The 23955-nt window shown below is 53.7% G+C and carries 14 protein-coding genes; 6 read left to right on the top strand and 8 right to left on the bottom strand.

Features of this window, described 5'->3' with window-relative positions:
• Positions 1–77 precede the first annotated feature (77 nt).
• Positions 78–425: a phage holin family protein gene (locus AC0LWN_RS24710; RefSeq protein ID WP_458964824.1), complete on the top strand. Its 348-nt coding sequence runs from the start codon at positions 78–80 to the stop codon at positions 423–425.
• 71 nt (positions 426–496) lie between these two features.
• Here AC0LWN_RS24710 and AC0LWN_RS24705 read toward each other — a convergent pair whose 3' ends face one another.
• The 4 genes from AC0LWN_RS24705 to pheS form a co-directional block, all read right to left on the bottom strand.
• Positions 497–1450, bottom strand: a complete 954-nt coding sequence (locus AC0LWN_RS24705; RefSeq protein WP_474670055.1) for a GGDEF domain-containing protein — start codon at positions 1448–1450, stop codon at positions 497–499.
• Positions 1451–1930: 480 nt separating this feature from the next.
• Complete coding sequence (locus AC0LWN_RS24700) at positions 1931–4102, bottom strand: hypothetical protein (protein ID WP_474670053.1); 2172 nt, start codon at positions 4100–4102, stop codon at positions 1931–1933.
• Positions 4103–4299: 197 nt separating this feature from the next.
• Positions 4300–6744, bottom strand: coding sequence for a phenylalanine--tRNA ligase subunit beta (gene pheT / locus AC0LWN_RS24695; RefSeq protein ID WP_474670051.1), 2445 nt, complete (start codon positions 6742–6744; stop codon positions 4300–4302).
• A gap of 339 nt (positions 6745–7083) precedes the next feature.
• The gene (gene pheS, locus AC0LWN_RS24690; RefSeq protein WP_474670049.1) at positions 7084–8118 is read right to left on the bottom strand and encodes a phenylalanine--tRNA ligase subunit alpha; all 1035 of its coding nucleotides are present in this window, start codon (positions 8116–8118) and stop codon (positions 7084–7086) included.
• Between the two features lie 616 nt (positions 8119–8734).
• On the opposite strand from pheS, the gene AC0LWN_RS24685 reads away from it, so the two are divergent.
• The 5 genes from AC0LWN_RS24685 to AC0LWN_RS24665 all read left to right on the top strand — a co-directional run bounded on the left by AC0LWN_RS24685 (position 8735) and on the right by AC0LWN_RS24665 (position 16872).
• Positions 8735–11401, top strand: coding sequence for a hypothetical protein (locus AC0LWN_RS24685; RefSeq protein WP_474670047.1), 2667 nt, complete (start codon positions 8735–8737; stop codon positions 11399–11401).
• A gap of 82 nt (positions 11402–11483) precedes the next feature.
• A complete protein-coding gene (locus AC0LWN_RS24680) occupies positions 11484–13028 on the top strand; it encodes an efflux RND transporter periplasmic adaptor subunit (RefSeq protein WP_474670045.1) in 1545 nt (514 codons plus the stop codon).
• Positions 13025–13720 (top strand): ABC transporter ATP-binding protein, encoded by a 696-nt coding sequence (locus AC0LWN_RS24675; protein WP_474670043.1) that lies wholly within the window; start codon positions 13025–13027, stop codon positions 13718–13720. The genes AC0LWN_RS24680 and AC0LWN_RS24675 overlap by 4 nt, the downstream gene beginning before the upstream one ends.
• On the top strand, positions 13721–14893 hold the full coding sequence (locus tag AC0LWN_RS24670; protein ID WP_474670041.1) for an ABC transporter permease: 1173 nt from the start codon (positions 13721–13723) through the stop codon (positions 14891–14893). It abuts the gene before it with no gap.
• 374 nt (positions 14894–15267) lie between these two features.
• Positions 15268–16872 carry a diguanylate cyclase domain-containing protein gene (locus AC0LWN_RS24665; RefSeq protein WP_474670039.1) on the top strand — a complete coding sequence of 535 codons (1605 nt, stop codon included), beginning with the start codon at positions 15268–15270 and terminating at the stop codon, positions 16870–16872.
• A 126-nt stretch (positions 16873–16998) separates the two neighbouring features.
• On the opposite strand, the gene pulA is transcribed toward AC0LWN_RS24665, so the two are convergent.
• The 4 genes from pulA to ptsG all read right to left on the bottom strand — a co-directional run bounded on the left by pulA (position 16999) and on the right by ptsG (position 23923).
• Positions 16999–19395 carry a type I pullulanase gene (gene pulA / locus AC0LWN_RS24660; RefSeq protein ID WP_474670037.1) on the bottom strand — a complete coding sequence of 799 codons (2397 nt, stop codon included), beginning with the start codon at positions 19393–19395 and terminating at the stop codon, positions 16999–17001.
• A gap of 391 nt (positions 19396–19786) precedes the next feature.
• Positions 19787–21499: a phosphoenolpyruvate--protein phosphotransferase gene (ptsP, locus tag AC0LWN_RS24655; RefSeq protein WP_474670035.1), complete on the bottom strand. Its 1713-nt coding sequence runs from the start codon at positions 21497–21499 to the stop codon at positions 19787–19789.
• Positions 21492–21767 (bottom strand): HPr family phosphocarrier protein, encoded by a 276-nt coding sequence (locus AC0LWN_RS24650; protein ID WP_474670033.1) that lies wholly within the window; start codon positions 21765–21767, stop codon positions 21492–21494. The genes ptsP and AC0LWN_RS24650 overlap by 8 nt, the downstream gene beginning before the upstream one ends.
• A gap of 98 nt (positions 21768–21865) precedes the next feature.
• Positions 21866–23923: a glucose-specific PTS transporter subunit IIBC gene (gene ptsG / locus AC0LWN_RS24645; protein ID WP_474670031.1), complete on the bottom strand. Its 2058-nt coding sequence runs from the start codon at positions 23921–23923 to the stop codon at positions 21866–21868.
• Between the last annotated feature and the right edge of the window lie 32 nt (positions 23924–23955).

The raw sequence follows: 23955 nt of genomic DNA, 5'->3' as shown, positions 1-23955 counted from the left end.
GGCATAGAAAAAAGGATTCGGGTCACAATAAGAACTGCACATATCCTTACGCACACGCCAAAGGAGGTTAGACTAAAGTGAGATTTTTAGGTCATGTGGTCCGTTTTGTGGTTGCAGCGATTGTTCTGCTTGTTGTCGGCTGGATTGTCCCGCAGTTCTCGATTGGCGGCTTCTGGAGCGCTCTTATTCTGGCTCTGGTTATCGCGCTGGTCGGATGGGTCGTTGAAGGTATCTTTGGCAAAAAAGTAACGCCCTTCGGCCGCGGCATCGTCGGTTTTCTAGTCAGTGCGCTGGTCATCTGGATCGCCCAGTTCATCGTGAGCGGTGTCAGTGTCTCCATCCTGGGAGCCCTGCTGGCAGCTCTGGTCATTGGGATTATCGACCTGTTCCTGCCGGTATCCACTCCGTTTGAAGCAGCAAAATAATTCACTGCGGTTGCAGACACGAAACCCCCTACTCCGAATTATAGCGGAAACAGGGGGTTTATTGTATTTACTTATGCAAATGAACGGATATTATCATCTCCGAACGTGGTGGAAGCAGTCACTACGGTGTTTTTTCCGCTCCGCTTGGCGGTGTACAGCGCGTGGTCCGTTTTGCGGAACAGCATTTCCTTGCCGTAGCCGTGCTGGTAATCGCATAACCCGATGCTTACCGTAATGGGCTTGCCGCCGGCATAGGGATGCTCCATGGCTGAAATGGACAGCCGAAGCTGTTCAGCAGCCGAGTAAGCCTCATGAAAGCTTTTATCCGTAAAAATAACCGCGAATTCTTCCCCGCCATACCTGGCCGCAAAATCATTCAGACCAATCATGCCTCCAACCTTGGCTGCAACCTCCTTCAGCACCAGGTCACCTACCCAATGGCCGTACGTATCATTTACACGCTTGAAATTATCAATATCGAACAGCGCCAGCTGCAGCCGCAGGCCATTGCTCTCACATTGCTCTAGCAGCGAATCCAAATATTCATGAAAGGTCTTGTGGTTATACAGCCCGGTCAGCGCATCAATCTTCAGCAGCTTGTCGGAAATCGCCCGCTCAACCATAAGCTCCTGCTCCGATTTGGTGAGCTGCTCCAAATGCTCGCGAACTTCACGGCCCCGTGTAATTACTGCCCGCGCCATAACAACAAAGACAACAAATACGCACTCGACCATCAAAAACTCCAGCAGCGGCTTGTTCAGCAGCATCCGTTCCAGACCGAAATAAATTCCGCCGTAGAACACCAGACTGAAGGCGCCAAGGTAGCCCAGCAGCCTCTGGTCATAATAGATAAGTGAAATCATAATCGGCATCATAAGAGTCATCTGGGCACCGTCAACAAACGGCTCCAGCACAAAATACATCAGGTAAGAAACAATAAACCCGCTGACTACAACGGCCTGCTTATGATATTGACTGGTGGAACGCAGCCACATTTCGGCTGTCGTCATCGCAACTACAATCATGATGTTACAGCCAATAAACAAGTGTCCTTTGCTGGGAATAAGGCTGGCCTTGGCTTCAGGAGAATGATCCGACAGGACGAAAAGAAGCTGGGCCGCCAGCATAAAAAAAACGATGATCCAGTAACCAGTCAATATTTTACGGTGCCATTTATCCGAATTCAGCGAGTCATTTGTTATAATAATGCGGATCCCCTACTTCTCAACCGATAATATAATAGTACTAATTATAATGAATTTTAATGTTTTTTGCATCATATTTTTGCAATTTTCGACAAAGTTTGGAGTGAATTTTACAATCACCTCTCGTTCACTCATTACACTACCCGGAAATGATTCACCTGTTTCTTGCTGAGTTTTGATTTTACCACTACTAGGCGGAATGAATCTACTATTGAAAAACCTAGTCCTTCTGCCAAAACACAAGGCTGGCCCCAGACAGTTATCGCTGCCTGGGGCCAGCCTTGTGCTTTCGTCCGTCATTCAACTGTCCTGTTCGATCAGTTGAATCCATTCATTATATTCACTCTGCAGCTTGGCATATTCCGCCTGAAGGCTGCGATGCTCCTGGGACAGCTTGTCCAGCTCCCCTTGCTGCAGTTCAAACTGCGCCTGCACCAGCCGCAGTTGACCCCGCGCCAGCTCGTAGCTCTCGCCGATTTCTGCAAGCTGCTCCCGTACCTCGGTATGCTCGCGGGTCATTGCATCAGCCTCGGCTTCGGCCTTGCCGGCTTCCTGCTGCCAGACCTCAATTTCCTCGCGCAGCTGCGCTTCCGTATCGCTCCATTCTCGCTGGAGCTGCTGCAGCTCCTGGGCCTTGTTCTTCCAGGACGCTTCAACCTCGCGTGTCTCACGGAGCGCTTCCTCCTGCTCCGCCGCAGCAGCGGCCGCTTCACGGCCAGCCTCGTACAGCTCTTCCAGACGCCGTGCGGCTTCTTCGCCTTCGGCCTCCAGAAGCTCGTATCTTTCCTTCAGCTGCTCGCCTTCCTGCAGCACCTCGTCATACTGCGCGATAAGCTCCTCGTAACGCCCGCGCAGCGCCGCAAGCTCCTTGCGGGAGGCTTCCGCCTCTTCGCGCTGCCGCTGGCTCTCGAGCTCCGCTTCAGCCCGCAAGCCGGCCTCACGGTCAAGCTGCTGCACCATTCCGTCCGCCTGAGCGCGCAGCGTCTCAATCTCGCGCTGCAGCGAATAGGATTGCTCTTCGGCTTCCAGCAGCTTCGTCTCCAGCTCGCCGATATCTTCCATGTGCTTGCTTGCGAGCTCCTGCCAGTTCGCCGCTTCCTCTGCCGACTGGGCAAGCTCACTCTGCGCCGCGGCCAAGCTGCCCTTGGTTTCCTGCAGCGACTTCCGGAGCGCATCAGCTTCCTCCTGCGTCAGCTCATAGCGCTGGCGCAGCCCTTCCAGCTCGTCACTGAGCAGCGCTCCCAGCTCGCTGGCAGATTGAAGCTCTTCCTGCACGCGGGTCAGGCTGCCCTTCGTGGCCTGAAGCGAATCACTCAGCGCAGACGATTCTTTCTGCGCCTGCTCATAACGCTGGCGCAACCCCTCCAGCTCCTCCGTCACCTTCGTTCCCTGCTCCGCAGCGGATCGAAGCTCTTCCGTGAGCTGCTCCTCACGCTTCAGTACCGCTTCGTACTGCGCGAGCAGCGTCAGGCGGGCATCCCGCTCGCCCTTAAGCCCGGCTTCGGCCGCACGCAGCCTGGACTGCAGCTGCCCCGTTCCGCCGCGCAGCTCGCCAAGCTGCTTCTCCATTTCCTGAAGCTGCTGCTTATGCCGGTGCTCCTGCGTACCCAGCGATTGCCGCAGCTCCTTGTTCTTCGCCTGCTCTTTTTGCAGCGTCTCGCGCCCCTCAGTCAGCTCCTTCTCAAGCTGGGACTTCGTATCTGTAAGCTCCTTGCCGAGCACAGAGCGGACCTCGGCCAGCTCGCCTCCCAGCGATTCCCGGGTTTCCGACAGCTCCTGCTCCAGCCGGGACAACGCTTCCGCCTTCTCCTTTGTGAGTGTCTCACGGAGAGCTGCCAGATCCTGCTGATGGGCCGCCTTCAGCTCTTCAAGCTCCTTCACCCTTGCAGCCTCAGCGCTTTGCAGCGCCTGCTGATGGCTCTCACGCGCAGCGTTCTGCTCCTGCTCGCTGGTCTCCCGCAGCAACACCAGTTCCGCCTCACGCGCCTTCAGCTCTCCGGCAAGCTGCTCACGGGCAGCCGCCGCTGCCTGCTCTGCCTCCAGCAGCGCCTCGGCGCGAAGCTTGCGTTCTTGCTCCTGAATCTCCAGATGGAGCCTGCGCTCCTCTTCAGCGGCGGCAATCAGCCGCGCCGCTTCTTCCTTGGCTGCTGCATCCAGCCGCTCATATTCTTCCTGCCGCTCCCGCTGCACCTCCAGGAGGCGTGATACCTCCACGCGCAGCTCTGTGCGCTCTCCGGTCAGCATATTCAGCTCATTCTTAAAATCCTGGACCTGAATGGCCTGCTCCGCCATATGTACGGCTGCAAGCACCGCGATCCGGGGTGTGTCCAGTCTGGAATGGGATTTGGATATTGCACGCATGTGCTCGTCAACATAACGGGCGACCTGCTTCATATATTCAGTGCTGCTTCCAACAAGTTTATAGGAAGTTCCGTATATCTCCACGGCGACACGGGTCCGGTCCATAGCCACAGTTGTGCCCTCCTTTGTATGTGTGCGGATTCTAGTTGGTTCCCTGCTCCTATTGTAGCGTTATTTCTTGCGTTTTGCCAAAAAACGTCTTCTTTTGAGTCCATTCTGCCGCTATCCGCCGCACCATAGGGCGATGAAAAAAAGCCGCAGCAGAATCCGTTTCTAAATGGATTCGCTGCGGCTTTGTACAATTCCTGCTACTTTCTCAATTCTGCGCCAAAAGTTTGCTGAAGTGCGGAAACGACCTTGTCATGCACCTCTACAACTTCCTCGTCGGTCAGCGTGTGGTCCGTATGACGGTATAGCAGCGAGATGGCTACACTCTTTTTGCCGCTCTCCATCTTGCCGCCAGTATATACGTCGAACACCTGTACATTCTGCAGCAAAGTGCCGCCGTTCTCACGGATGGAAGCCAGCAGATGACCGGCAGGCACAGCGGAATCCACAACAACTGCGATATCCCGCTCCATTCCCGGGAAGCGCTGCAGCTCGGTGTACTGCAGGTTGGTGCGGGCAGCATTATAGAGCGGCTCCAGCAGCAGCTCGGCTACATAAGTATCCTCAAGATCCAGGTCCCGCTGCAGTTCAGGATGCAGCTGGCCCATTGTTCCAAGCTTCACGCGGCCCGCTTCTCCCAGCAAATATACGGAAGCGGAACGGCCCGGATGGTAATTCTCCGGCGCATCGCCTTCATAGACTATGCTGTCCGTAAGGCCCAGATAGGCAAATACAGTCTCAAACGCACCCTTCAGGTCGAAGAAATCCACCGGCTCTTCAGCCACATTCCACTGCTTGGACGCGCGGCTTCCGCTAAGCAGCAGACCAAGCACCGGCAATTCACGCGGCTGGCGGGTAAGCTGCTCTTCTTCCGTGAAGAACACATTGCCGACTTCGAACAGCGCCAGATCGCTTTGGCGGCGGTTCGTGTTATAGCGGGCAATATCCAGCAGTTGAGGAATAAGGGTAGTGCGGAGCACGCTGCGTTCCTCGCTCATCGGCATTGCCAGCTTCACGGCAAGCTTGCCTCCGGCAAGCGCCGGGAACAGCTTGCTTTGCTCCGGCTGGATGAAGGAATACCCCATAACCTCCTGGTAGCCTCCATGCGCCAGCAGACGCCGCAGCTCGCGGCGGAGGGCCTGCTGTCTTGTCAGCGCTCCCGGAGTGGTGACACCCTCGATCAATGTTGTCGGGATGTTGTCGTATCCGTACAAACGGGCGACTTCCTCAATCAGATCGACATCGTAGCTGATATCGCCGCGTCTGGTCGGCACCTGCACCTCAATAAGGCCTTGTGCGGCATCTCCGCACTTGAAGTGCAGACGGCTGAACAAGGTTTTCACCTCAAGCAGGGACAAATCCGTGCCCAGATAACGGTTCAGCTTTTCCAGGGATAAGGTCAGTACCTTCTCCTTAGCAGCTCCGCTGCCAGCTTCCACAATCCCTTCGTACACTGTGCCTCCGGCATACTGTGCAATCAGGGCTGCCGCACGGTTCAACGCCGGAATTACGGAATTCGCATCGACTTCCTTCTCGAAGCGCAGGGACGCTTCGGAGCGCAGACCCAGTTGCCGCGAGGTTTTGCGGACCGTTCCTCCGTCGAATTTAGCAGATTCCAATACAATATTCACGGTTTCCCCGGTTACTTCGGTGTCCAGTCCGCCCATCACACCTGCGAGCGCGACGGCTTTTGCTCCATCGGCAATGACCAGCATTTGCGGCTCAAGCTTCCGCTCTTGACCGTCAAGCGTAGTCAGCAGCTCGCCTTCATGTGCAAACCGCACGCCCAGTGTACCACCTTCCACTTTGTCGCCGTCAAAGGCGTGCAGCGGCTGTCCGTATTCCAGCATCACGTAGTTGGTAATGTCAACGATGTTGCTGATCGGGCGGATGCCCGCTGCCATCAGACGGTTCTGAATCCAGAGCGGGGATGGGGCAGGCTTCACTCCGGCAATGTAACGCACCGTATAATGCTTGCAGTATTCTTCGTTCTCAATCTTGACGGAGATGGAATCTGCGGCTGAACCGCCCGTCTCCACAATGTCTGCCGCCGGATTCGGCAGCTCCAGCTCGCGGCCGAGAATCGCGCTGACTTCATAAGCGGCTCCGATCATGCTGAGACAGTCGGAACGGTTCGGCGTCAGATCGAAATCAAGGACCTCATCATTCAGGCCCAGCACCTCCAGGATGCTCTGGCCGATTTCAGTGTTCTCGGGCAGAACGAGGATGCCTTCCTGCAGTTCCTTCGGCAGCAGCTTGTCGTTCAGTCCCAGCTCTTTGGCCGAGCAGATCATACCCTGAGATAGTACACCGCGCAGCTTGGCCTTCTTGATCTCCAGACCCGGCAGCTTTGCGCCTACCAGGGCTACAGGAACCTTCTGACCTGCCGCCACATTTTTGGCTCCGCAGACAATCTGCAGATCCTCGTCTTGGCCGGCGTCAACGATGCAGACATTCAGCTTATCTGCGTCAGGATGTTTTTCTTTCGATTTCACGTAGCCGACGACAATCCCGGAAAGGCCTTTATTGCGACGCTCCACACTGTCGATCTCAATGCCGGCGGATGTGATTTTGTCTGCCAGCTCTTCTGCGGCCACGCCCTCAAGCGATATATAGTCAGAGAGCCAGGAGGTTGATACTTTCATGTTCGCACACTTCCTTTTATTTCAGATGTATTTATCTACGTGCCGGGTTTGCTTGCTGCGCGGAGACCGTTAGCAGCGTTGGACCTTTGTACTTCCGTTTTAAAAAGCCTCTGTTAATAGGGTCCCTGCGGGGAATGTTTGGACTTCCGGCCGCTGTTGTCTCCAGATGTTTTGGATTGTACCGCTATAGCGGATAACATCCGGAGACAAAGGCGGACGCATTCGCTCCTCCAGTTCCAAACTTCCCCTCCGGTCCATTTTTTAACAGAATGTTAAAACAGAAACAAAGATCCTCGGGTAGCCGCAACTCCCCCCGCCAGCCCGCAACTCGCCAAAAATCTAAATCCCCTTGAACTGCTTCACAAAAGCCATATCATTTGTGTAGAAATAGCGGATGTCGTCGATGCCGTATTTCAGCATTGCAATCCGCTCAGCGCCCATGCCGAACGCGAAGCCGCTGTATTCGGCAGGATCGTAGCCGCCCATCTCAAGCACGTTCGGGTGAACCATACCGGCGCCGAGGATTTCCAACCAGCCGCTTTGCTTGCACAGACGGCAGCCGTCGCCGCCGCATTTGAAGCAGCTCACGTCCACCTCCACGCTCGGCTCAGTGAACGGGAAGAAGCTTGGACGCAGGCGGATGCCTGTCTTTGGCCCGAACATTTCTTTGACGAACTGCTGCAGCGTGCCCTTCAGATCGCTCATGCGGATATTGCGTCCAATCACCAGACCTTCAATCTGATGGAACTGGAAGGAGTGAGTTGCATCGTCGTCATCGCGGCGGAACACCTTGCCCGGGCAGATGATTTTTACCGGAGTTTCGCCCTTCATCGCCTGCATGGTGCGGATCTGCACCGGAGAGGTCTGTGTGCGCATCAGGATATCCTCCGTTATATAGAAGGAATCCTGCATATCGCGGGCCGGATGGTTCTTCGGCAGATTGAGCGCCTCGAAGTTATAATAATCCGTTTCGACTTCAGGACCTTCCGCCACCCGGTAGCCCATGCCGATGAAAATATCCTCAATCTCCTGCACGACCCGGCTCAGAGGGTGAATCCCGCCTTGCGGCAGACCGCGGCCCGGCAGGGTTACGTCCACTTTTTCCGCGTTCAGGCGGTTTAGTGTCTCCTGCTGCTGGAAGGCTTCCTGCTTCGCACCGATAATCTCCTCAATAGCGCTGCGCACCAGATTCGCCACCTGGCCGATCACCGGGCGCTCCTCTGCACTGAGTCCGCCCATTCCGCGCAGAACCTCTGTAAGCTCGCCTTTTTTACCCAAGTACTTTACACGCAAATCATTCAGAACCTGCGGATCGCTAACCTCCTGCAGCTTCGCCAACGCTTCGACCTTCAATGCTTCAAGCTTTTCTTTCATGGCCGTGTACTGCCCCCTTATCATGTCATTTGCAACAAAAAAAGGCCTTTCCTCCCGGTAAGGGACGAAAAGACCGTGGTACCACCCTTGTTAGACAAGCCCTGTGCCGATCCCTTAAGAGCATTATTCCCCTTATGGCATAGCGAAGACCCGTCTCACTTTAACAGAAATAACGGTCTGCGGCCGGTTTCCCCTACGCGCCCTTCAAGGAAGCCTTGAACGAACTTCAGGGAACTGCTCCGGAGTGAACTTCGGCAGCTCTGCTCTCCTAGAAACGCTCTCAATCTGCGGCGTCTCCTCCCTGTAGGCCAGGCACTGCGTACTTTTCTCCATCACTGCATTTAACTGGATGCTGCTGGATAACCTGTATCTTCCGATCAGAAGATATGTCAATTTATTATATGCAAAATCATCCGTTTTGACAAGCCGGACTAAATTTAGGCCAATTTTTATCTTCTTTTAAGCTTCCTTTAAGCTTCACAGCGCGTTTCAGGAAAATTTTTCAGCTAACGCTCAGCGGAATTTGATATTTTTCCTTATTAGTAAAGCCTGGCTGTCCTCATTTCCTGCGGCAGCTCTCCTGATGGCAAAGGCTTTTATACAGGGAGGGAAATTCATGCACAAACGAAGCAAGGCCTATGTTCTACTGCTGCTTAGCACATTTGCCGTCAGCCCGATTGCCGGGCCTGCGGTTTATACCGCCACGGCTGCTGCGTCCACGGCCACAACAACTGCTGCTGTAGCAGAGACTTCAACACTCACCAAGCTCAGCGCTATCAAACTCGGAACCACACTCAGCGTGAAGCTGAGCAATGTGGGGATTTTCAGCCAATCGGGCGGAAATATCCTCACGTATACTCTGACCTATGCCAACACGGCGGACAGCAGCGTCAACATGGTCAATTACTTCTCCAAAGTGGTGACCCCCGGGGGAAACCTCATCAAAGGAGCTGCCGTAAGCGCCGATGCCTCGAAGAAAAAAATCGCCGCGGGCGAGAGCACCAGCATTACATATTATGCGAATATCGGAACCGCCACATCGGTAAAAGGACTCAAAATCAACATGTACGGCTGGAATTTCAGCGCAGCCAATTTCGAGCAGCGGATTGGTACGTTTACCGTCCCTGCCAATTACTCAGTCTCCGCCCTCCCGGGTGAGAGCAAAAAAGTGGAACTCAGCAGCATGCCTGTCACAACTAAAGCCGAATCTCTGCAAATTTACAAATATAACGGCAAGGTATACGCCAAGGCAGGCATCAGCCTGACCAATCTGGGTACAAAGGTGCTTACTGATCCGGGCTACAGCTTGTACCTGAAATCCTCGGGAGGGTCTATTTTTACCCTGGCACTGGATGAGAGCAGCTCAGAGTACAAAATCCAGCCGCAGGAGAAGAAGACGCTCTACTATATGACCGAAATCCCCGCCTACATGAATTTAACCAACATGACACTGCAGATCGCCAAGCTGGATGAGACGCTCAAGCTGACTCTTCCGGTTGCTTCCTATGCTCTTCCTGCCGCGAAAACCGCCGATTTCACTGTGGCCGCAGGCTATATCAAGAAGGTGTCGGTCAACAGCAACATTGTGGATATGCAACTGCTGAAGGCGAATGTATACGCAGAGAATGAGTACGGGATATGGACTTATCAGTTCCGGGTGAAAAATACCGGCAGCAAAGCGGTCACATTGCCAGCCTATGAGCTTACGGTCAAGTCGAAGGAGGGCTACACCTTCCCTATTACAACAACGGCTTTTGCCAGCCTGACGCTGAAGCCGCTGGAGGAAAAGCTGATCACGCTCAGCGCAAGCATTCCGCTCACACTCGCACAGGACAAACTGGAGCTGCAGATGATTGCGCCCGCAAGCAGCGGCGATACGAATAAGATCATTCTTCCGGTCGCCTATTTCAAAATCCCCTATACGCTGGAAAGCGACACTCATGTACTCTCAGAGAACAGCGTAACAAACAATTATGGAACCTTTGGGGTCACGCTTCAGTCCTTGCTGCGTCTGCCTTGGGGCAATGAGGATCTGGTGCAGGCGAAGCTGAACATCCGCAACTCGACCTCCAAAACAATCACGCTGCCCAAGCTGAGCGGGATTCTTAAGGTGGACCAGAATGATCTGACCGCTTCATCGCAGCTTGTTATCGACAATGACACGACCACGCTTGCTCCCGGCGCAAGTGTTCAGGTTACCGTACTGGCCCATGTTCCGTACACCCTGGATTTCAGACAGACCAAGATTATTCTTCAGGAAACGAGCGGCGAGAATGTATCCCAGTTCCTCTCTCTCGGCACAGCCGACGGTGCTGTAACCAGCATTACTCCGCTTGCAGCCGGCAAAACCTTCAGCATTGCCACGACCGGCAAAAAAGCAAGTGTACAGGAGCGCCTGACAACCGTCTACAAAGGCAGCAGCTCCAAGCTCATCTACAGTGAAATTGAAATGAACAGTGAAGAAACCCGTCAGGCAGATCTATCACGATTGTATGCCCAGTTCAAGACGGCTGACGGACAGTACTTCGAGGCTACAGCCAACCAGTCCGAGCTGTCGACCAGTCCTAAAGGCAAGACGCTGATCACCTTTTGGGCCAAAGTACCAACCACCGTTGATACCTCCAGTCTGCAGCTCTATGTAGGCCAGGGCGTTGCCGATGGCAAGCTGACCAGTGCGGGAACGGCGGCCACCGCATATGTGAATACCGCTGCTATTCCGTTGACCGTTACGGATGTGACCGCACAGACAAGTCTCAGCAACATCTCCATGTTCCCGTACACGCTGGCGATTTCCAATTCAACAGGCAGTATTACTGCGGGAAGCAGCAATTTTACGCTGGCGGTCAACTATATTTTATCCCAGGATACGTCCTACCAGATGGGCGCTTACGGGCATAAGCTCATACTACATATCAGCGATCCGTTTGGACAGTACTTTGAGAAGTCGCTGACACTGGGAACCGACCTGACTGCCGGAACTTACACAACGTATACCACGACCTTCAGCAGCAATCTATACCAGACTTTAGGAGGCGGCAATTACACCCTCACGCTGTACGATGAGTTCCAGGGGCAGCGGATCGCCTTGGGCAGCCAGGTCTATAACATTGATGTGACGGCAAAAGCAACTGCGACTCCAACAGCGACGGCGACTCCAACGGCAACGCCAGCGGCAACAGCAACTCCAGCAGCTACGGTAGCCCCAACTCCAACTCCAGCGGCGACAGCAACACCAGCACCTACTCCATCCGCTTCCGGGGCATCCGGGGCTGGCGGCAGCTAAGAGGTTACTCAAGCAAACGATGCTTAATGCATATCAAATGAACCACTCTGCCTTTTATATTGAAGCAAGATGGAGGATCGGAATGAACAAGAAGAAAAAAATAATTATCGCCTCAAGCGTCGTTGTCGTTGCCATCGCGGGTATCCTTGCCTATGTCCTATGGCCTGACCAGAGCAAAGAGGTTAACGCGGCTCCGCTGAATACAGCAACCGTGACCAAAGGAAATATCCTGGTCGGAGTATCGGGCTCCGGGTCCGTCTCGGCGATTAACAGTGAGAGCATCCGCACCAAGGAAGCCGGGGAAGTCGATAAGGTTATGGTTAAGAAGGGCGATGTTGTTAAAAAAGGAGCCGTGCTGATCACCTTTGTAGCCGCAGATCTAAACGACAAGCTCAAAGAAGCGAATAAATCGCTGGCAAATCTGAAGACAGAGCTGGAAAACAAACAGGAAAATTACAAAACGCTGGCGATGAACAACGCTACGGACGATGAGCTGGAATCGGCAAAAACAGCTATCGACAAGGCGAAAAGCGATATTCAGGACCAGCAGGACTCCATCGCGGAAATTCAGGACGATATGGTTCCTCCCGACCCGTTAACCGCTCCAATCGACGGTACCATTACCGCAGTGAACATTACGGACGGGGAACAGGCACAGAACGGCTCCGAGCTGCTCACCATGACGGATTATGTGAATTTGAGCGTTACGGTGCAGGTCGATGAGCTGGATATTCCGAAGGTCAAGCTGAATCAAGCGGCTACGATTACACTGGATGCCCTCGAAGATAAGGAATTTACCGGCAAGGTCATTGATATCGCCAAAGAAGGCACGTCTTCCAACGGTGTCTCGCTGTTCGATGTTACAGTGGGCTTGAATAAGTCAGATGGCGTACTTGTCGGCATGTCAGCGGAAGTAGCTATTACCATTGAGCAGAAAAAAGATGTGCTGACCGTGCCCCTCGAAGCGGTCACGGAAGTGAACGGCAAGTACTTCGTAGCCGTGCCGGTAACGACGGCAGACAACAGTGCCGCAGGAAATGCTGCCGATGGGCAAGCGGCTGGAGCCAAGCCGGCTGAGAGCCAAGCAGCCAGCGGACAAGGTGCTGATGGTCAGTCGGCGGGAGGACAACCGGCCGGGGAACCACCTGCACAAAGCCAGGCGGCGGATGGGCAAGCGTCCGGCAGACAACCTTCAGAAGGCCAGGCCCCAGGCGGGCAAGCGGCTGGCGGCGGGTTCCCGGGTGGTGAAGCGGGCGGCCGGGGCGGCATGGCTTCAGGCTACGGCCAAGGCGGAGGCAGAAGCGGTGCAGGCTTCGGTCAGGCCGGTGGCCGAAGTGGTGCAGGCACAGCCTCCGGCCAGAAGCGGGTTGCGGTTGAAGTGGGCATTCACGACGAGAGCAGCATTGAAATTGTCAGCGGGCTAAGTGAAGGCGATGAAGTGATTATTCCTACCGTGATTTCGACAAAGACGTCTTCTGAAACGCAGACCCAGGCCGGCGGCATGGGCGGCGGGTTTGGCGGCGGTGGTATGAGCGGCGGCATGTCCGGTGGCGGATTCAGCGGCGGTAGTGGTGGCGGATTTTCCGGTGGCGGTGGTGCTCCCGGAGGCGGAGGTGGCGGCCGATGAGTTCCGCTGAACCGCTGATCCGGGTCGAGAACATGGTTCACCGCTATACGATGGCCGGAGAATCAATGACCATCCTCAAGGGGCTGTCCTTTACCATTGATTACGGCGAATTTGTAGCGATTATCGGGCCTTCCGGCTCCGGCAAGTCAACCTTGATGAATATGCTGGGCTGTCTGGACGTTGCCGTTGAAGGGGATTACTTCCTGGACGGCCAGGAGATCCGCAAGCTGTCGGATAATAAGCTAGCACAGATCCGCAATGAGAAGATCGGCTTTATCTTTCAGAACTTCAATCTTCTTCCCAAGCTGTCCGCTATTGAAAATGTAGAGCTTCCGCTGATCTACCGCAAAATGCCGCACCGGGAGCGGCGGGAAGTGGCCCGGACCTCACTGGTCCGGGTAGGACTGGAAGAGCGGATGCACCACCGCCCGTCTGAACTATCAGGCGGGCAGCAGCAGCGGGTTGCCATTGCCAGGGCGCTGGCGGGGGCGCCTCCGATTCTGCTTGCCGACGAGCCAACCGGAGCGCTGGATACCAAGACCGGACAGGAGGTCCTCCAAATGATCCGCGAGCTCAACGAACAGGGCCACACCATTATTCTGATCACACATGATCTGGAGATTGCCCAGCAGGCCAAGCGGATCATTCGTATCCAGGACGGCAATCTCGTAGAGGATCGGAGGAATATCTGAATGATGCTTTTTCAAAGTATGAAAATGGCTATCAAAAGTATTCTCAGCAGTAAAATAAGGGCTTTCCTTACGATGCTTGGGATCATTATCGGCGTATCCTCCGTCATTGCGCTGGTATCTATCGGTCAAGGAACTACCTCACAGATTACCGAATCCCTGAATTCCCTCGGAACCAATCAATTGACGGTTAACATTATGGGCCGGGGCGCCACCACCTCGCTGACCTATGAGGAAGCATTGGCACTTGGCGACATTGAGGGTGTAGACGGCGTATCTCCTGTGATCAGCAACAACGTCACCGCCAAGAACGGAACAGAAAATACGACTGTATCCATTGAAGGAATTACCCCGGCTTATGAGGATGTGCAGGATTTTCATGTACAGTCAGGCCGCTTCCTGCTCGATATCGACACAGAGTACCGGCAAAAGGTCGCCCTTATCGGCTCGGACACAGCGGAAACCTTGTTCGGCACCGATGATCCTGTAGGTCAAAAGGTACAGCTGAACGGAAGAAGCTTCAAAATTGTCGGACTGCTGGAATCGAAGGGCTCAAGCCTGGGAGGGTCCAATGACGAGAAAATCCTGATTCCCATCTCTACGGCTGAACGGTTCCTGCAAAGTAAAGGCGTTCGGTCCATCACCATAACAACCACCTCTGCGGATAATGTGACCGCGGTCAAAACGAAGCTGGAAGCTGCGCTGGATGCAAAATTCAACTACGCCGACAATTCCTACTCCGTCTTCGATGCCCAGGAAATGCTGGAGACCGTATCTTCAACCAGCGATACGCTGTCAATGGCACTGGGCGGTATTGCCGGGATTTCCTTGTTTGTAGGCGGCATCGGCATCATGAACATCATGATTGTCTCCGTCAATGAACGGACGCGGGAGATCGGGATTCGCAAGGCCATCGGCGCCAAGAAAATTAATATCCTGATGCAGTTCATGATCGAGTCTATTGTCCTAAGCGGATTCGGGGGACTGCTTGGCGTTGGCTTAGGCCTGGGGATCAGCTGGGCCGTTGGAAACTATACTTCGATGAATGTGGCAACCTCCTGGAACATGGTGATCATCTCCTTCCTGTTCTCCCTGTTTATCGGCGTTGTATTTGGAATGATGCCGGCGAACAAAGCAGCAAGAATGCGGCCGATCTATGCACTCCGAAGCGAATAACACCTGCATTTCTTTACTTTTTACTATTAAAAATAGTTAAGCCGCAAGCCTCCTGCCTCCGGGAGGCTTGCGGCTTTTTGGACATGCAGACGGTATGCGATCGCATAGCCCTGCAAAATAACCGCATAGACGGGAGAAGCTTAGCCCCTGCCAAAGGTCTATTTTCTCCCATAAATGACTGCTTCCTGCAGAACTGCAACCCGGGACCTAGCATGTACGAATTATTGCTGCAGGCGGGTATTCGTTTGCAGAAAAGTTGGGTAATAGGACTCAAGGATAGGAATTCATAAGGTAGTAGGTCCCGGATCTGACTCCGCAGGTTTATGTATACAGCAATGAGAGCACTTATAAGTTTTATGCGGGGGTGGATGACAGTGGCAGGTTTTACCGAGGTCAAAAGCACGCGATTAATTCTATTATTCGCTGCCAGTTCCGTTCTTCTCGTCGGCATCAGCATCGCTTCTCTGCTCTATCTGAACTACACGATGAACAGACTGTCAGCTTCCCTGTACAATGATGTATATCAAAACTCTGAGCTGATCCTGAACGCTGACCGGGACCTGTACCAGGCTGCACTTGCGCTTCATACGGCAATGGACGGGGATATCACCAGTGAGCAGCGCAGCCAGCTATCCCGGGAATTCGAGGAGAACAATGCACAGGCGAAACAGCGGCTTGGCATAGCCAGCCACAATGTTATCTCCGTGAAGAACACGCTTAATGGAATGAAGCAGAGCGGGTTGCTGCTCGAAGAGCTGAAGAAGACGCTGGACAGCTTTGACGGCTCCTTCGAGACCTGGTCGGACACGGGCCGGAGCCTCATCTCACAGCGGGCCCAGAGCGGCTCAAGACCGGTGCCCTTCTCAGCGCTGCAAACCAATGCCCTGCTGTACGAGGTACGGGAGCATCTGGACAAAGCCGAGCAGTTGATCGACAGCTATGCCCAGCAGATTACCCTGGAATTCAGGAATCAAAAAAGCTCACTGTTCGCCCTGTATTCCCTGTTCTTGTTCCTGCTTGTTTTGGTCATTATTTATCTCAGCCGCAAGCTGATTTCACTCCAAAATGAAATGCTGGAGGAGAAATCCCTGTACCAATTGATCGGGGAAACGATGTCTGACTTTATTATTTTGACCGACCCTAACGGAGTGATTATGTATGCTTCTCCTTCGCATGCCAGCGTGCTGGGCTACATACCAGGTAAAGGTTCTCCGCTCTCCAACTATATCCGTGAGGCAGAGGTCTCCTGGATGAAGCTCAAAAACATGGTCCAGGCCGCTTCGCGGATTACCGAGCTGCGCATGCGTTCGGCGGAAGGACACTGGGTATGGCTCGAAACGAAGGTAACCCTCATTAGCGGCAGCCAGGCATTTCCGGCGCAATTCATGCTGGTATCCCGCGAGATTACACAGCGCAAGCAGAATGAGGAACGCCTCCACAAGATGGCCTTTTATGACCACTTGACCGCAATCCCCAACAGGGCCCATTTCAAAATGTACATGGAGAACCTGATCGGCCAGCCGGAGGAGCACAGACAAGCTATTGCGCTCGCCCTGCTCGATTGCGACCGTTTCAAGCAACTCAACGACACGCTTGGCCACCTGGCGGGAGATGAGTTCCTCCAATTGCTCTCCCGCGAGCTGCAGCAGACCGTGAAGGGCTTCGGCCAGGCTTTCCGCATTGGCGGGGATGAGTTCGCCGTGGTACTGCACCGCTTCACCACTCCACAGATGCTAAGTGAAATACTGGACCGCCTGCTGCGATTGTTCAATCAATCATGGCCGATCCATCAAGGGGCCAGCTTCCACAGCACAGCCAGCATCGGTGTAGCGCTGTATCCGCAGCATGGCAGCAGTATCAATGAGCTGCTCCGGGCCGCGGACCTTGCGATGTACCGCTCCAAAAAGCATGGCGGCAATGAGGTCAATCTGTACAGCGAGCTGATGAATGAAGAATATTCTGAACCTCCTAAACCATAAGCAGAAGCGGCTATACCGTCCTTCAATGGACAGTATCCGTTTCAGCGAAAAACTCCCTAATAGAAAAGGCTGTTCTATTGAGCCAATCACCAACAGCGGTGACCCTCAGAACAGCCTCTTCTCTATTTAACTGGTCATCTGCAGCGGATCATCCGCATTGCCGCCGTTCTCCTGCCCGCGGTCACGTACCAGTACTTTGACAAGCCCGGCGCTTCCGGAGCAATCAATGAAGCGGTCGCCGCTGCCGTCCTTCTCTTCCCAGTCGCCCAGCCGCAAAATGTAGCCTACCCTGTCCATGCTCGGAAGCACTTCAACCCGCGCTACCGCATGTCCATCCTCCATGTGCCTGAAGTCGCATTGTCCATCCTGAATGCCTGTACCCCACACCCAAAGATTCCAGCCCCGGTAATCGCCATCCGGGCGGTCATAATGAATCTCAATAATCTTGGCTCTGGGTAAAGGCTCGCCGTATTTGTCATACAGCACCATCATTGACAAGCCTTCAACCTGCACCTCATGGCCCTCTGTCTGACGGAAGGCATCCGCCCCGGCACGGGTGTGGTCAACTACGATGTTCCAGCATCCGTCCGTTTCAGGGAGAGTGTGCGTGACCGGTCCCAGGTTGGCATTAAAAATCACCACGATATTGTTCCAGGCATCACCGCCTGCATTGTCCTTCAGCGTATAAGAGACCACCCCGCCATCACAGCGGAGAAATTCCAGCGAACGCTCAATTTCCAGGCGCCCATGCAGCCGGAAGGCCGGATGCGACTTACGCAGCTCAATAAGCCCCTTGTAATATTGAAAAACAGGACTGAACATCCTTTTATTCTCCCAGCGGATCGCGTTGATCACATCCGGGCTGCGGTAGCTGTTATGATCGCCATACTTGCTGCGCAGGAATTCATCTCCCGCCTGCATAAAGGGAATACCCTGCGAGGTCAAAATAATCCCGTTCGCCAGCAGAGAGCGGCGCACCGTCTCATCTTCGAGAATATCCTGCAGATCAAGTGCGATGTAAGGATTGGCTGCGGCAACCGCCGCCTCCAGATCGCCGCCGTTCTTCAGCCTGCCATTCTCCAGCTCCGGCAGCCCTGCCTCCCGCCGCAGGCCTTGCGTAGCAAGCACCTTATCCCACAGGTTCAAATTATCGTGGGCGGTAATATAGTTCACCGTCTCTACAGGAGAGTCGGTAAACTCATGGATCGCGCCCTTGATCCCCGATGCAATCGCACCTTCTTTGCCGTATTCTCCGGTTGCAAAGCCCTTGCCCCAGCCGTCGCTATCGCCCTTGATTGCAAAGCGGAAGTTATCGTTGAAGACCGCATACCCTTTGCCCCGCTGTACACCCTTAAGCGTTTTGGTTGCGAGCGGCGAGTCTCCTCCCGTCCAGGGTTCACCGTAGATGAGCAGACTCGGGTTAATCTCCAAACGCAGTTCTTCGGTAATTTCACGCATCGTTACGCTGTCGATAAGCCCCATAAGGTCAAACCGGAAGCCGTCAATATGATATTCAGAAGCCCAGTAGGCCAAGGAATCCTTAATATATTTGCGCACCATCGGCCGTTCAGTGGCAAGCTCATTGCCGACCCCCGAGCCGTTGGACAGTCTTCCATTATAGTCGTGGCGGTAGAAATAATCCGGCACCAGAGGCTGAAATGGCCCCTTCTCCACGGAATACGTATGGTTGTACACGACATCCATAATCACCGAAATCCCCCGGCTGTGCAGCGCCTGCACCATTTCCTTCATTTCACGGATGCGGGTTCCTGGATCAGAAGGATTCGTGCTATAAGAGCCTTCCGGCACATTATAGTGCTGCGGATCATACCCCCAATTATATTCCGTGAAAATTGACTCAGCGCCGCTCTTACCGCCCGCTCTCAATTCATCTATGGTCTGAAAATCGAAGACCGGCATCAGGTGCACATGGGTAATTCCCAGCTCGGCCAAATGATCAATGCCTAGCAGATGTCCTGCAGAATCCCGCAGCCCACCTTCGGTAAAAGCCTTGAATTTCCCTTTATGCTGCATTCCCGAGCTCTTATCCGCCGAGAAGTCACGTACATGCAGCTCATAAATGACAGCATCGGCGGGATGCGCCAGAACAGGGGAAGCATCCTCGCCCCATCCCGCAGGATCGGTATCGCGCAGATCAATAATCGCTGACCGCATACCGTTTGCCGATACCGCTTTGGCATAAGGGTCAGCGGCTTCTTCCAGCGTACCGTCGGCAAAAACCGTCCGGTACATGTAATATTTGCCCTTCATATCCCCGGAAAGCCGCGCCAGCCAAACGCCGCCTTCCTGCCGCAGCATATTTACAATCCGCCCGCTGTCCCTGAAATGGGAGCCTGCTCCCGCCTCGCCGTTCCCGCCAGTTTCATATAATACCAGCGACACAGTAAAAGCGGTGGGGGCCCAGACTTTAAAAAGGCTGTACTCCGTAGTGTAGGTTAAGCCCAGGTCTTTTCCGTCATAGGTCTCTATCACTGTCTCTGCATTTATATAATTACTTCTCATTCAATTCACCATCCTAGTGCTCCCGTCAGACTGCCGGAAGACGATCACTTATTATTACCCAACTATTTCCACTTAATAGACAGATAATACTTGCATAGCTCTGTAAGCGATGAATAAGGACGTACCATATCATATGTAACAGTATGTTCACATGTTTGGGTCCCAGAGCATAAACTGCTGTCCACTCTTCCTTTATCGGCAGGAAAGTTCCACCAGTTAAGCTTGCAAAGTGAAAGCAGCTAGTCTATCGAAAGTATAGTATACCTTTCTATGAATCGGATAGCCACTGTAAATCATTACTTACATAAAAAAACGGCCCCCAGAGGAGGCCGTAACATTGTAGTTGGAAAAGTAAACTTACAGAAGCGGAGTAAAACTGGCAGTACAAAAATTAATTCACGCTGCTCTGCACCAGTGCAGCTACTTCTTCAGCGGTGCTGAGCTGCAGCGCCTTCGCGGCCATGTCCTTCATCTCGGCTGCAGACAGCTTGGAAATCTGGCTGCGGGCCGGCAGAATGGAGGTGGCGCTCATGCTGAATTCATCAAGGCCCAGGCCCAGCAGCAGCGGAATTGCGGTGCTGTCCCCGGCCATTTCGCCGCACATGCCGGTCCATTTGCCTTCGGCATGGGCAGCGTCGATCACGATTTTGACCAGACGCAGAATGGCCGGATTGTATGGCTGATACAGGTAGGATACCTGTTCATTCATACGGTCGGCAGCCATTGTATATTGGATAAGGTCATTGGTTCCGATACTGAAGAAATCGACTTCCTTGGCGAACTGGTCAGCCAGCACCGCCGTTGAAGGAATCTCCACCATGATGCCAAGCTGAATGCTGTCCGACACTTCCTTGCCTTCTTCGCGGAGCTTGGCCTTCTCTTCGAGCAGCAGATCACGCGCTGCACGGAATTCGCCAAGCGTGGCGATCATCGGGAACATAATGCGCAGATCGCCGTGGGCACTTGCTCTCAGCAAGGCGCGCAGCTGCGTACGGAAAATATCCTGACGGTCCAGACACAGCCTGATCGCGCGGAAGCCCAGGAACGGGTTCATTTCCTTCGGCAGCTCCAGATATGGCAGCTCCTTGTCGCCGCCGATGTCCAGTGTGCGTACAACAACCGGCTTGCCCTTCATGTTCTCCAGTACAGTGCGGTACGCATTGTACTGAATCTCTTCGGAAGGCAGCTTGTCACGGCCCATATACAGGAACTCGGTACGGTAAAGGCCTACGCCTTCGCCGCCGTTCTCGATTACACCGTTCACATCGTTTGGTGTGCCGATGTTGGCGGCCAGCTCTACATGCTTGCCGTCAGCCGATACCGTCGGCTCATCGCGGAGCTTTTTCCACTCGGCGATTTGCAGATTGTACGCTTCCTGCTTGGCTTTGTACTCTGCAACTTCAGCATCGCTCGGGTTGATTAGCACATCGCCGCTCAGACCGTCAACAATAACCAAATCGCCTGCCTTAACTTCAGACAGCACGTTCTTGGTGCCGACCACCGCAGGAATTTCCAGCGAGCGGGCCATGATTGCCGAGTGTGAGGTGCGTCCGCCGATATTCGTCGTGAAGCCCTTGACGAAGTTGCGGTTCAACTGTGCTGTATCCGAAGGCGTCAAATCCTGGGCGATGACAATAACTTCCTCGCTGATCTCGGCAGGGCTGACATAATGAATGCCCAGCAGATGGTTCAGCACACGTTTGGTCACATCGCGCATATCGGCCGCGCGTTCCTGCAGGTACGCGCTTTTCATATTTTCGAACATTTCAATAAACTGGGACGCTACTTCATTTAAGGCGTAGTCCGCGTTCACCGATTCCTCACGAATTTTGTCCATGACGGGGCTGATCAGCTCGGGATCTTCGAGAATCAGCAGATGGGATTCAAAAATCTCCGCCTTCTTCTCGCCCAGCTCAGCGAGTGTGCGTTCCTTGATGCTCTGCAGCTCGGCTTTGGATTTATCCAAGGCCGCATTCAGCTTGGCAAGCTCAGCTTCGACATCACTGACAGCAGATTTCGTAATGGTGAAATCCGGATGTTCCAGGATAAAAGCACGGGCTACTGCAATTCCTGCGGAAGCCGCGATTCCTGAAATTTTACTCATGGAGCTCTCCCAGCCCTTCTTTAACCATTACATCCTGCAGTGCGGACAGAGCTTCAGTTTCTTCACTGCCTTCAGTAATCAGAGTCAGAGTGTCTCCAGCCTCAAGACCCAAAGACAAGACGCCAAGGATGGATTTCAGAGTCACCTTTTTACCTTTAGCTTCTGCAAAAGATTCGGTGCCTTTGAATTTGGTAGCTGTATTTACCAGCGCTGTTGCCGGGCGTGCGTGAATTCCGTCTTCGTCAATAATTCTGAATGTTTTTTGCATGATATGATCCAACTCGCTTTCTATTATTTTAGATTGTAATTTATGGTAAAGGGCAGCACTCCCCTTAATTATAAGGGAAGCGCTGCACCATTGCACATTTACCGGATCGTGATGATATCCTTGTCGCCGATAGCCACTTTGCCCGGCTTATTCAACGTTACGGCAGAGCCTTCAGGCAGATTGGAGAAGATCACCGGAGAAATCACGGAAGGCGCATGGGCCTTAACATACTCCAGATCGACCTCCATAATCGGCTGCCCTGCGGCTACCAGATCGCCTTCTTCAACGAGAACCGTGAACCCTTGCCCCTTGAGCTTAACGGTGTTCACACCGATATGCACCAGCACTTCCTTGCCGCCGTCGGACATGATGCCGACTGCATGCTTGCTTGGGAACACGTTGAACACTTTACCGTATACCGGTGAAGCAATCTTGCCGTCATCTGACAGGAAGGCAAAGCCGTCGCCGGTCATCTTCTGCGAGAAGACCGCATCCGGTACTTCCGTGATATCAAGCAGCTCGCCGTTAACCGGGGAGACGATATCTTCAGGGACAATGGCCGTGCCCTGCTCACCTGACTGCTTCTCAAGCTCTGGCTGCGGAGCAACAGGTGCAGCGGCTGGTGTTCTGCCATTCATCACATCTTGAATCTGCGACTTGATCGTATCGGAACGTGTTCCGAAGATCGCCTGAACGTTGTTGCCGACTTCGAGTACGCCGGATGCGCCCAGCTTCTTCAGGCGGCCCTTATCTACACCTGCTTTATCTTTAACCTCTACGCGAAGGCGTGTAATGCAGGCATCAAGATGGGCAATGTTCTCTTTGCCGCCTAGCGCGGAGAGAATGTTGCGCGGCAGATCGTCGCCGCTTGTCGATACACTCTCTGTGCTTGTCTCTTCCACATCAGCCTCCGGCTCTTCACGGCCCGGAGTTCTAAGGTTGAACTTGCGGATAACGAAGCGGAATCCGAAGTAGTAGATGACCGCAAGCACCAGACCTACCGGAATGACCAGCCACCAGGCTGTACGGTTCGGGATTACACCGAAGAGCACATAGTCGATGAACCCTCCGGAGAAGGTCATCCCGATTTTGACATTAAGGATATGCATGGTCATGAAGGACAGACCCGCAAATACGGCATGCACTGCGAACAGCAGCGGAGCCACGAACAGGAATGAGAATTCCAGCGGCTCAGTAATCCCGGTGAGGAAGGAAGTGAGCGCTGCGGATACCATCAAGCTGCCGACAACCCGTTTGTTCTCAGGTCTGGCTTCGTGATAGATCGCAAGTGCCGCTGCCGGCAGGCCGAACATCATGAACGGATATTTACCGGTTGTAAAGGTACCTGCTGTAAACTCAACACCGTCGCGAAGCTGCTGCATGAAGATCCGTTGGTCCCCGCGGACCAGGTCTCCGGCTTTGTCGATATAGCTTCCGAATTCATACCAGAACGGTGAATAGAAGATGTGATGCAGGCCGAACGGAATCAGGGAACGCTCAATAACCCCGAAGATAAAGGCTGACAGCGTCAGATTCGTATCAATCATACTCTGCGATACATAGTTCAGGCCGTGCTGAATCGGCGGCCAGACGATCGTCAGTACAAGACCGAGGATCAGGGAAGTAACTGCTGTCATAATCGGAACAAAACGTTTACCCGCGAAGAAGCCCAGATAGGATGGCAGCTCTATGCGGAAGAACCTTTTGTACATCGACGCAGCCAAGATCCCGACCAGAATACCGCCGAATACGCCGGTCTGCAGGGTTGGAATCCCCAAGACGCTGGCATAGGCAAAATCCTGCTTGCTCAGCACCCATTGATTGATACCGAGCACGGTTCCCATGGTAACGTTCATTACGAGGAACCCGATGATTGCCGCGAGTCCCGCAACCCCTTCACCGCCGGCAAGCCCGATGGCAACCCCGACCGCAAAGAGCAGCGATAGGTTGCTAAAAACAATTTGTCCTGAATTCATTAACACGTTGGCAATGGCTTGAACCGTATTATTTTCCAGTGCCGGCACATATTGCAGGAAATCAGGGTTAACCAGCATGTTGCCGATCCCAAGCAGCAAACCTGCGGCGGGAAGAATGGCCACCGGCAGCATGAGCGCTTTACCGACCCGCTGCAGTACGCCAAACAGCTTTTTAAACATTGAGGTCACTCCTTTAACAATATTCTCCATTC

Source organism: Paenibacillus sp. sgz302115, from assembly GCF_056120445.1.
Note: the sequence above shows the minus strand (reverse complement) of the source record. Positions and strands in the feature narration are given on the sequence as shown.

Excerpts from the sequence above, each read along its gene's own strand:
- ptsG (WP_474670031.1), bottom strand. The coding sequence starts at position 23,923 with ATGTTTAAAAAGCTGTTTGGCGTACTGCAGCGGGTCGGTAAAGCGCTC.
- AC0LWN_RS24685 (WP_474670047.1), top strand. The coding sequence starts at position 8,735 with ATGCACAAACGAAGCAAGGCCTATGTTCTACTGCTGCTTAGCACATTT.
- pulA (WP_474670037.1), bottom strand. The coding sequence starts at position 19,395 with ATGAGAAGTAATTATATAAATGCAGAGACAGTGATAGAGACCTATGAC.
- ptsP (WP_474670035.1), bottom strand. The coding sequence starts at position 21,499 with ATGAGTAAAATTTCAGGAATCGCGGCTTCCGCAGGAATTGCAGTAGCC.
- AC0LWN_RS24675 (WP_474670043.1), top strand. The coding sequence starts at position 13,025 with ATGAGTTCCGCTGAACCGCTGATCCGGGTCGAGAACATGGTTCACCGC.
- pheS (WP_474670049.1), bottom strand. The coding sequence starts at position 8,118 with ATGAAAGAAAAGCTTGAAGCATTGAAGGTCGAAGCGTTGGCGAAGCTG.
- AC0LWN_RS24650 (WP_474670033.1), bottom strand. The coding sequence starts at position 21,767 with ATGCAAAAAACATTCAGAATTATTGACGAAGACGGAATTCACGCACGC.
- AC0LWN_RS24680 (WP_474670045.1), top strand. The coding sequence starts at position 11,484 with ATGAACAAGAAGAAAAAAATAATTATCGCCTCAAGCGTCGTTGTCGTT.
- pheT (WP_474670051.1), bottom strand. The coding sequence starts at position 6,744 with ATGAAAGTATCAACCTCCTGGCTCTCTGACTATATATCGCTTGAGGGC.
- AC0LWN_RS24670 (WP_474670041.1), top strand. The coding sequence starts at position 13,721 with ATGATGCTTTTTCAAAGTATGAAAATGGCTATCAAAAGTATTCTCAGC.
- AC0LWN_RS24705 (WP_474670055.1), bottom strand. The coding sequence starts at position 1,450 with ATGATTGTAGTTGCGATGACGACAGCCGAAATGTGGCTGCGTTCCACC.